Origin of the sequence: Nonomuraea sp. NPDC052116 (assembly GCF_040680035.1) — a bacterium.
In the GTDB taxonomy this organism is placed as follows: Bacteria; Actinomycetota; Actinomycetes; order Streptosporangiales; family Streptosporangiaceae; genus Nonomuraea; species Nonomuraea angiospora_A.
This window is the reverse complement of record NZ_JBFAWA010000074.1, coordinates 21,286-30,330: the sequence shown is the minus strand read 5'-3', so window position 1 is coordinate 30,330 and position 9,045 is coordinate 21,286. Positions and strand designations below refer to the sequence as shown.

Genomic DNA, 9,045 nt, shown 5'->3' with positions numbered 1-9,045 from the left:
AGGTCGAGGGCCACGCCATCTCCGTCGGGACGAATCCCGACGCATGAACCTGAACGACGACGTCGTTCAGCGCTGCCTGCGGCTCGGGCCGTTCCACCAGCGTCATCCCGGCCGTTCCCGCGGCCTGGTCCGTCACCACAATCGCCTTCATCCGGAATCCCCCTGTCCGCGTATGACCTCATCTCCCGAGCGAGGTCGTACCCGGACACAAGTGGGCCTTCACCGGCACCCGCCGGCCGGTCAAGACACTCATGGTGCGGATGGCTCGGCAGCAACGCCGTCTTCGGCACCGCGGTGGCCGACTGCTCGATCGGCGCGCTGCCGGCCGGTGCCGCGATCCGCCGCTTCGGCTCCGCCCGCGTGGCGGCCTTCGGCATCGTCGTCACCACCCTCGCCACGCCGGCCGTCCCGTTCGTGCCGCACCGGGTCGCCTTCGGCGCGGCGCTTTTCGCCGCGGGCGCCCTTGACGCGATCGTGAACGTCGCGCAGAACGCCCACGGCCTGCGCGTGCAACGGCTCGACCGACGCTCCATCCTCAACTCGCTGCATGGCGTGTGGAGCATCGGCGCCGGGCTGGGCGGCCTGAGCCGAAGCCGATGACCTGGCCGCCGCCGACGGCACCCCGGCCGGCCCGCCCGCAGCCCGGCACTCGGACAGGCGCGCATTCACCGTTCGAGCAGATCCCGTCACCTCTGCCGGTTTCTTGTAGGATCCGTTGGCAGTCATCGAGCCGGGGCAAGCAACGGCGGCCGGAAGAGGAGTTCCGATGGAGAGCATGACGAAGAACCGGCAGCCGCTGAAGACGCTTCGGGCGATGATCGAGCGAGCCTATGGGACCGCCCGGGTGCCCGACGGCGACGACTTCGCCGAGGAGATCACGCACGGCTGGTTCAACGTGATCTACCGCATCCGGCTCCGCGACGGGCGGCAGGTGGTGCTGAAGATCGCCCCTCCCGGGGATGTGGCAGTGCTGACCCGTGAGCAGAACATGATGCGCAACGAGCTTGCCGCGATGGCGCTGGTCCGGGACCGCACCGGGGTTCCGGTGCCGCGGGTCGATCATGCGGATCTGTCGCGGGAGCTGATCGACGCGGACTACTTCTTCATGGAGTACGTCGATGCCGACAACTTCGGCCTCGCGGCGGCAGATGGTCGTCTGACGGCTGAGGTCGTCACCGCGGCCGGACGACAACTCGGCGCGCTCAACCGGGAGTTGAACTCCATCGTGGGGCCGCACTTCGGGCCGCTGGAAGGCCCGGGATCGGCGACCTGGCGAGAAGCGTTCACCACGATGATCGAGGACACGCTCACCGATGGCGCTCACGTCCAGGTCGACATCGGCTGGGACTACGACGAGATCCGCGCTGTGCTCGCCAAGAACGCGAGCGTGCTCGATGCCGTGACCGAGCCCCGTTTCATCGAGGTCGATCTCTGGACGAAGAACTCGATGATCCGAGACGGTCAGATCGTGTCCATCCTCGATCATGAGCGTGCCGTCTATGGCGATCCGCTCATGGAGGCCGGACTCACCGGGATCGATCTGCCGGTCTTCGGAGATCCCACCGACTTCATGCAGGGGTACGGGCTCGGTGAGTTGTCCGAGGCGCAACGAGTGCGCCGCCGGCTGTACTCGCTGTACCTGGCCGTCATCATGATCGTCGAGACGAAGTACCGCGGTCACACCGACACCACGACCTACGACTTCGGCCGCGAGCAGCTTGATCTGCTGATGGCGCAGTTCGGCCGTACCCGGTGACACGCTGATGGGCCGGCGCGGGCCGGTGGTGCGCGATCACACGCAATCGCTGGGCAGCCGCCCGATCGGGCGGCTGCTGTGGTGGACCTGCTCTCAGACGACGCTCTCGGTGGGCGTTTACGGGATCTACGCACTCACCAACGCCTGGTTCGTCGCCCGAGGCGTCGGCGAGACGGCGCTGGCGGCGGTCAACCTCGTCGCACCGGTCATCTTGATGCTGGGTGCGGTCTCGACGACCGTCGGCGTCGGCGGCGCGTCCGTGGTCTCGCGCAGTCTCGGTGCCGGTCGGCCCGATCAGGCCGCACGCGCCGCGGGGAACGCGTTCGTCGTGTTCTGGCTCGTGGCGTTGTCCGTCACCGTGGCCGGTCTTCTCGCGCTCGATCCGCTGCTGACCTTGCTGGGTGGATCGGGCCCGACGATCGCATACGCGCGGCCCTACGCGGCAGTGATCATCGGCGGGTCGATCTTCTCGACCGGGTTCTCGGCTCTGGTGCGCGCGGAAGGGCGGCTGCGGTTCTCGACGATGCTGTGGGTCGTACCCGTGCTGGTGCAGATCGCCCTCGATCCGCTGCTGATCTTCGTCTGCGGGCTGGGCGTCGCCGGTGCGGCGCTCGGCACGGTCGGTGGCCAGGCCGTGTCGGCCGGTATGGCGGTCTGGTTCTTCTTCATTCAGCGCGGGCGGCCGTACCGGATCCGGCCGGCTGACCTGCGCCCGCACCCGGCGACGATCGGGGCCGTGCTCGCGGTGGGCGCCCCCTCCTTCCTCGCCGGCTTCGGCGCCACGCTGCTGGCAGCCCTGATCAACACGACTCTCGCCGCGACCGGCGCCGTCGTCCTGGCCGCCTACGCGGTGTGCGCGCGGCTGCAGACCTTCGTGTTCACGCCGCAGATCGGCATCACCCAGGGTATTCAGCCGATCGTCGGCTACAACGCCGGCCGCGGGTTGACCGGCCGTGTCGACCGGACTCTCACGCTGGCCATGCGCGCCACCGTCATCTACGGGGCGACAACAGCGGCGCTCATCGCCCTGCTCGCGCGGCCGCTGGTGGGATTGTTCATCGGCGATCAGGCAACCACGGCCGTCACGGTCGATGCGCTGCGCATCATCGCGATCGGATTCGTCTTCGCCGGAATCCCGCCTCTGATCTCCGCCTACTTCCAGTCCCTCGGCAGAGCCGCGCCGTCGTATCTGATCTCGATCGGCACGCTTATGGTCATCAAGGTGCCGCTCGTCCTGGCGCTCGGGATGTCCGGGCCGGCCGGGATCTGGATCAGCCTGCCGATCGGCGAAGCGATCTCGGTCGTGGCCGCCGCCGGCCTGCTGCGGAGGTTCGGCAAACCTGCGGTCCCAGGGGTGCGAGCCACCGCGTAGCGGTCGTCAGGGCACCTCGACCAGGAGCATCTCGCTGAGCCGGTGCCGGAAGCGGGCACCCATGTCCACGCTGGTCGGGTCGAGGAGCCACTGCACCTGCAGGCCGTCGAGCAAGGCCATGAGATCCGACTCGGCGCCCGCGATGCTCACTCCCGGCCGCACGAGCCCTCGGGCGTGGAGTTCCTCAAGCGCATCGTGAATATCCCGGCGGATATTCGTATACCGATTGACGAAGTACGCATGCGCGGGATGTGCTGGATCAGCGGCCTCGACCGACAGCATGGCGTACAAGCGCACGAGCTCCGGCACGGTCGCGTTGTATTCCACCACTCGCGCCAGCCGGGAGAAATAGTCCAAGCCATCCGCCGTCGCGTCGAATCCGGCGAAGAACAACTCGCCGTTGACCCGATCCCGCTCTTCGAGCACGGCGGCGAGGAGCGCTTCCTTCGTCGGGAAGTGATGCGCCAGGCCCATCCGCGACACTCCGCAGTCCGCGGCGATCTGCACCATGCTCGCGTTGCGGTATCCGACCGAGGCGAACTTGGCGAACGCGGCCTCGACGATCTCCGCACGTCGCCGTCGCCCCTTCGGATAGCCCGCGCTCATCGATCGACCCCCTCGGCTGCATATCGGCCCCTTGACCGGCTCGACTGCAGAACACGGCGGCAGGGTGGTCAGCACCATCGAAGATACCGGTCGAACGAGGGCCTTCAGCTTGTTCTGTGTCCACCGGATTGTTGTAGCGCTGCGCACAGGACCGGAGTCGACGGTGCGGAGACCTGCTGATCCTCGATAGAGGGCCACAGGCGCGGCTTGCCTTCAGCGCTTGTGGTCTCGCCTACTTGATCGCGCCCGCGCCGATGCCCTTCACGATGTGACGCTGAGCCATCAGATAGAAGATCACCACAGGCACGATCGAGATGGTGGTGGCGGCCAGGAGGATTTGCTGCTGTGGTGTCTCGGCCGAGGTGAAGGCGGTCAGGCCGCGCTGGACGGGCATGAGGGAGTTGTCCTCGAACAGGACGAGCGCCATGAGGTACTCGTTCCACGCTCCCAGACCCTGGATGACCGCCACGGCGGCGAGGCCGGGCCGTGCCAGCGGGAGGATCACGTTCCAGAAGATGCGCAGCGGGCCGGCGCCGTCCAGCGCGGCCGCCTCCTCGACGGCACGGGGCTGGCTGACGAAGAAGCTGCGCATGATGAGCGTCGACATCGGGATGCCCGAGGTGATCAGGATCAGTACGTAGCCGACGGGATTGTTCGTCAGGTTGAGTGAGATGAGCAGCTTGTACTGCGCGAGGAACATGGCGGGCGCGGGGATGATCATCACGGCGAGGATGACGAGCGTGAACACGCCCTTGCCCGCGAAGTCGAGCCGCGCGAGCGCGTACCCGGCGAGGCTGGACACCAGCAGGATGCCGATGACGGCGGATCCCGTGTAGAGCACGCTGTTGCGCAGGTAGATGCCGAGTTCTCCCTGCACCCAGGCGGTCACGTAGTTGTGCCACTGCGGGTCGGCGGGCAGGAAGCTGTCGTTGGAGAGCAGCTCCGTGAGCGGCGATGGCGACTCCGCTGGCGGCGGTGATGCCTTGTGCTGCGCAACACCGCGATGGGTGCGCCGATATACAACCAGGGAGGGACGACCGGTGGGGGACGTTCATGGCTAAAAGGCGCAGTGGCAAGAGTAGGAAAACCCGAACGAATCCCGCGCTGCCACAGGACCAGGAGGCCGCGGGGGCGGGGGCCAGGCGCTGGAAGGCTGTGCGGGCGTGGCTGGCTGGGATCTTGAGTGCGGTGATCATCGCCGCGGTCGGGGTCGTATTCGCCACCTGGTTCAACGCCCGTGGACTCGAGGCAATCGACACGGTCGGCGGCGAGCCCGCCATCAAAATCGGTCACGTGGCCCTCGAGTACTCCAAGCGGGACATCGCGCTGAGGGAGCCGGTGACCGACGCCAGAGAGCGGGCGATCCTCCTGGGCACAGGAGCAGCCGACTCCCAGCGAAACGCCGTCCTGACCCGCCATCAAAGCGCCGTGCTCGACCACGCGGACATCACCGTCGTCCTCATCGGAAACCGCACCAGTCTGCGCATCGTCGACATCGAGCCGCGCGTGCTCACCCACGAACCTGTCTCGGACGGCGCGCTCGCGTTCCTCAGCACCGCCGGCGAAGTCGACACCATCGAGCTCGCCGCCGATCTCGATGCGCCGGCTCCTCGATTCACCACCGTGAAGGATCGGGACGTCTCGTACTTCAGGAAGAAGCAGATAGATCTGAAGTGGGACGAACCAGTCACACTGTCCTTGTCGGTCACCGGGAAGAAGGCGTACTACGAGTTCGATTTCCTGGTCACCGTGCTGGCGGAGGACCGGATTGAGAAGATAGAGGTCAAGGCGCCCGACAAGGGCCCGTTCCGGCTGACCGGTTTCGCCGACTCCTACCGCTCCTACTACGACGGGACCCCGAACGGCGACTGGCAGCCGATCTCGCAAGATGAGGCCTGCGCGCGGCGAAAGCTCGAAGGATGTTGACCGTGCCGCGGCGTCGCACGGTCGCCGTCCTGCTCGCGATGGTCGTGGTGGCCTGCTCGACCGTGGCAGCGGACGCCCCGCGACTCTCGATCGTGCCCGTCGAGTGGCGTGCGACATGGTCGATGCCCGTCGACCTGGATATCGGCGGGACGCCGACCCTTGATTTCGCGACCCCACTCATCGCCGTGTCGGATCGGGCGGTCGCCGTGGCGAGCCGACAGGGCAGCGTGACGGTTCACGATCCGCGTACGGGCACGCTGATGCGCACCATCCCGGCCGCCTCAGGGCTTCCCTCATCCGTGAGCGGCGTCTGGATCGTGACCGGGACGCTCGTCGTGTCGCGGGGGACGCGAGACGCCGCCGGCCACACTCTGTCCGGCTACGACCTGCTCACGGGCGTCAAGCTGTGGCAGCGCACGATCATCGTCTCCATGCAGTCCCCAACGCAGGACGCCGGCCTGTACGACGGCCCGCGGATCATGGCGACCGAGCGCGGCATCGTGGTCGTCGAGCGCTCGTCCGAGCCCCTTGCCATCCACGCCCTCGATCCGCGGACCGGGGCGACCACGGCGCGGATGACTCACCCACGACGCTGCCACGTGCATGGCGCCGCCACGGTCCGTTCGGTGATGCTGTTGAGCTACTGCTTGGAGACTCGGTTCCAACTCGCCTCTTTGGAGCCGCATTCGCTGCGCTACGAATGGACGCGCCGGCTGTCCTCCTTCCCCCCGCCGGTCGACGACTCGCCTGGCGACGACGAACCGGAGTTGGGCAGCCCTCCTGATATGGACATCGAGAGCGGCGCGGACGGATACGTCTACGTCCGGGGAGGCAGCGACGCGCTGTTCTATGCGGCGGACGGCAGGTTGTTGTCCACCGTTCGGGAAGCCGTCGAGGTCACCGACTCCAGCCGTTGGAGTCTGCCCCTGTTCGCCGGGTCGAACCCCACTGTGGGCGAGGAGGGGGAGCTCGTTCTGCACAGCAAGTGGCCGATGCCCGCGTACTTGCTGTCTCTGGACACCGTCACCGGACACCTCGGCGGACTGCCCATCGACATACCCTACGAGTTCGCGTCCCTTGCCGGAGCGACCCGGAGCATGGCATTCGTCTACAGCGACATCGCCAAGACCGAGTGGATCAGCGCGTACACCCTGGTGCGCGGGCTGCCCACCGGTCCCGCCGTGTTCGGCGGCGTCGCACCGCAGGCCTGGCCGGACGCTTGCGCCCTGCTGACCGGACGCGACCTACGAACCGTCGGGGACGGCTACCGCGCCGTGCCCCTGGGAAATGACCGGGCGGGGGCGAGATTACCCAAAGCCCCGCAGTGTAACTGGGTACCGCCCAGGGACGACGGCGCGGTGATCTCGCTCTCCGTGGACTGGGTCTCCCCGTCGACCACGGTCGCACGCAAGCTGTTCGCCGCCGAGGCGGACGAGATCAAGAACAGCAGGGCCCTGCCGCCCGCCCGCTTCGACCCCAGCACCGAGGGCCCGGATTTCCTCACCTACAGTGTGACCGGGCCGAACGGAGATAGCGGCGGCACGATCCTGACTGTGGGCCCTGTCGTGGCCACGCTGCGCTCCTCCTCACGGCTGGCGGTGCGGCTGCTCTCCACGCGGCTGCGGGACAACCTGCTGACCCGGTACCGGCCGGGCGTCCGCGCCACGCCGCCCGCGAACACCGGTCGCTGGAGCTACCCGACGGACTCGGCGATCGCGACCAGGCCGGTGGTGGTCCATGGCGTCGTCTACGTCGGCAGCGACGACGGCAAGGTGTACGCGCTGGACGCCACCACCGGCACGGCCCGATGGAGTTTCCAGACCGGCGAGTCCATCAGCGACGAACCGGCGGTGACGGGCGGGGTCGTTTACGCGATCAACGCCGTCGGCAAGACGGTGGCGCTCGACGCCGCCAGCGGTGGGAAACTGTGGATCCGCCGGACCGGTGCGAGCCTCGGCCCCGTGGCGGCGGGGCGCAGCGTGTACATCTCGACGGACGACTCGGAAGTCGTCGCGCTGGACGCCGGCACCGGCAAGGAGCAGTGGCGGTTCCGGCCCGACCGTACCGTCCTCGAACACCGCCTGATCCCGGGTGTCGTCCCCTTCGGCCCGGTGGTGGCCGGTGGAGTCGTCTACGTCGGCGGCGACCACGGCATGGTGTACGCGCTGGACGCCAGGTCGGGCGCTCAGCGGTGGAGGTTCCGGCCCGTTGACCCCCAGGCCCGTATGGAACTGGTGGTGGCAGGCAGAGTCGTCTACGCCTTCAGTACGGACGGCAAGGTGTACGCGCTGAACGCCGCCACCGGCACGGCCCGATGGAGTTCACGGCTCGGCTCGCGCATCTTCGACCGGCTCGTGGTGGCGAACGGCATCGTTCACCTCGGCGGCACGAACGGGACGACGTATGCCCTGGACGCGGCCACCGGCAAGCGACTGTGGAGGTTCCGGGCCGGCCACGGCGGCCAGGACTACGAGTGGTACCTCGCGGCGGCCCGGGGAGTCGCGTATGTCAGCGGCGCCGACAGCAAGGTGTACGCGCTGGACGCCTCTTCGGGAGCGATCCGCTGGAGCTTCCCCGTGAGAGGCGGTGTCGGCTCCCACCCTGCGGTGGAAAGGGGCGCCGTGTACGTTGGCGGCCGCGACGGGACGCTTCATGCGCTGGACGCCGTATCCGGCGCCCTCCGGTGGAGCTTCGAGACCGGCGGCTTCGGCGAGTCCACCGCAGTGGTGTCCAACGGCATGGTGTACGTCGGCAGCGCGAACGGCATTCTGTACGCGTTGCCGGCGTGAGGTTTCTCCCGCACCTGCCTGGTGTCGCCGTGGTGTCCAGAGTGATGATCTGACCCGGCCGGTGCACGACGATGCGAGCCCGGGAAGCTCCGCCGACCCGGCGTCCACCGATCTCGAACCAAGCGCCAACGTCAATCGTTCACTCGGGGGCGGGCCCCCGCCCCTCCGCCGCCCGGCGTCCGAGCAGCTTTTCGATGCTGCGGCGCTCGCGTTTGGTGGGACGTCCCGCGCCACGAGCCCGGACGGCCACCGTCATCGTCTCCTCGCGCGGAGGAGGCGGAGGGCTCTTGTCGACGTAGCACTCGGCGGCCACGGCGGCGCCGACGCGCTTGGTGATGATCCGGGAGACGACCACGATGCGTTCGCGCCCCTCGTGCCGCAGCCGGACCTCGTCACCGGCCCGGACGACGTGCGCGGGCTTGACCCGTACCCCGTTGACCCGGACGTGACCGCCCCGGCAGGCGTCGGACGCGATCGAACGGGTCCTGGTCAGCCGCACCGACCAGATCCAGCTGTCCACCCGCGCACTCACCTGCTCACCTGACACCCCGACACTGTACTGAGTGACGTGACACCCGTCGATCGCGTGAGAGGAG

General features: G+C 68.2%; 8 protein-coding genes. 5 read left to right on the top strand and 3 right to left on the bottom strand.

What is annotated here, in order from left to right; all coding sequences use genetic code 11:
• Positions 1 to 294 precede the first annotated feature (294 nt).
• The 3 genes from AB0L65_RS61755 (at position 295) to AB0L65_RS61745 (ending at position 3,128) form a co-directional block, all read left to right on the top strand.
• The gene (locus AB0L65_RS61755) at positions 295 to 600 is read left to right on the top strand and encodes a hypothetical protein (RefSeq protein WP_364267001.1); all 306 of its coding nucleotides are present in this window, start codon (positions 295 to 297) and stop codon (positions 598 to 600) included.
• A 166-nt stretch (positions 601 to 766) separates the two neighbouring features.
• A complete protein-coding gene (locus AB0L65_RS61750; RefSeq protein ID WP_364266998.1) occupies positions 767 to 1,756 on the top strand; it encodes an aminoglycoside phosphotransferase family protein in 990 nt (329 codons plus the stop codon).
• A gap of 7 nt (positions 1,757 to 1,763) precedes the next feature.
• Positions 1,764 to 3,128 carry an MATE family efflux transporter gene (locus AB0L65_RS61745; RefSeq protein ID WP_364266995.1) on the top strand — a complete coding sequence of 455 codons (1,365 nt, stop codon included), beginning with the start codon at positions 1,764 to 1,766 and terminating at the stop codon, positions 3,126 to 3,128.
• 6 nt (positions 3,129 to 3,134) lie between these two features.
• On the opposite strand, the gene AB0L65_RS61740 is transcribed toward AB0L65_RS61745, so the two are convergent.
• Positions 3,135 to 3,734, bottom strand: a complete 600-nt coding sequence (locus AB0L65_RS61740) for a TetR/AcrR family transcriptional regulator (protein ID WP_364266992.1) — start codon at positions 3,732 to 3,734, stop codon at positions 3,135 to 3,137.
• A 232-nt stretch (positions 3,735 to 3,966) separates the two neighbouring features.
• Positions 3,967 to 4,623, bottom strand: a complete 657-nt coding sequence (locus AB0L65_RS61735; RefSeq protein WP_364266989.1) for a carbohydrate ABC transporter permease — start codon at positions 4,621 to 4,623, stop codon at positions 3,967 to 3,969.
• 299 nt (positions 4,624 to 4,922) lie between these two features.
• Between AB0L65_RS61735 and AB0L65_RS61730 the strand changes: the two genes are divergently transcribed.
• Entirely contained in the window at positions 4,923 to 5,660 is a 738-nt protein-coding gene (locus tag AB0L65_RS61730; protein ID WP_364266986.1) for a hypothetical protein, read from the top strand.
• A gap of 2 nt (positions 5,661 to 5,662) precedes the next feature.
• Positions 5,663 to 8,449 carry a PQQ-binding-like beta-propeller repeat protein gene (locus AB0L65_RS61725; RefSeq protein WP_364266983.1) on the top strand — a complete coding sequence of 929 codons (2,787 nt, stop codon included), beginning with the start codon at positions 5,663 to 5,665 and terminating at the stop codon, positions 8,447 to 8,449.
• A 139-nt stretch (positions 8,450 to 8,588) separates the two neighbouring features.
• On the opposite strand, the gene AB0L65_RS61720 is transcribed toward AB0L65_RS61725, so the two are convergent.
• On the bottom strand, positions 8,589 to 8,996 hold the full coding sequence (locus tag AB0L65_RS61720) for an RNA-binding S4 domain-containing protein (RefSeq protein WP_364266980.1): 408 nt from the start codon (positions 8,994 to 8,996) through the stop codon (positions 8,589 to 8,591).
• Between the last annotated feature and the right edge of the window lie 49 nt (positions 8,997 to 9,045).

What these genes read in the sequence shown, in the direction of transcription:
- AB0L65_RS61750 (WP_364266998.1), top strand. Translation starts at nt 767, where the DNA reads ATGGAGAGCATGACGAAGAACCGGCAGCCGCTGAAGACGCTTCGGGCG.
- AB0L65_RS61745 (WP_364266995.1), top strand. Translation starts at nt 1,764, where the DNA reads ATGGGCCGGCGCGGGCCGGTGGTGCGCGATCACACGCAATCGCTGGGC.
- AB0L65_RS61740 (WP_364266992.1), bottom strand. Translation starts at nt 3,734, where the DNA reads ATGAGCGCGGGCTATCCGAAGGGGCGACGGCGACGTGCGGAGATCGTC.